Here is a 590-nt window from a genome sequence, read left to right on the forward strand (position 1 = left end):
CCCAGATCTTGTTCATGGCCAAGGCCAACCGCAAGGAATACGCCTATGTCGCGGCGAACCAGTTGTTGGGCGGTGTCAGCGACAAAAGAGTGGCCGGCATATTCGAAGCAACGGCGAAATACATCTCGGATCACGGAGACGATCCGCTCCCGCCCTGCAGCGGCTTGATCTGCTTGCCTTACGGCTCGGTCGAGGTCAAGGCGGCCTGGCGACGATTGACTGCCTCCGAGCGAGCATCCGGCCGTTTCTATACAACCCGCGTGCGTTATTACGTCAAGGGCGACGGCGCGGATACGAAGACGTACTATGTCGACGACGATTTCGGCCTCATTGGCTTGCACATTATTCAGAAAACATCATCGGCTCCGTATTTTATCTACGCAACCTTCGAACAGGCGGACAATATTCTTGATGCGGCGGGCAAGCCGGTCGAGGATATGGATGGAAAATATATTGCCAATCCGATCCCGCCGATACCGTTATATCCGAATATTGTCTCGAAAAACGCACAGCCCGGGACTCTCCAGCAATTCTCCTATTCCCCCAAAAATTTCAGCTCGCCGCCAGGCGCTCGGCTGTACTACCAGAAC

The 590-nt window shown here is 54.9% G+C and carries 1 protein-coding gene; it reads left to right on the plus strand.

The window, feature by feature from the left end; all coding sequences use genetic code 11:
* Positions 1–14: 14 nt before the first annotated feature.
* The coding region (locus tag ACFTWP_RS41370) for a hypothetical protein (protein WP_380270345.1) at positions 15–590 on the plus strand (576 nt) is incomplete at its 3' end.

Source organism: Kitasatospora sp. NPDC057015 (assembly GCF_042673745.1).
Lineage (GTDB): Bacteria > Actinomycetota > Actinomycetes > Streptomycetales > Streptomycetaceae > Kitasatospora.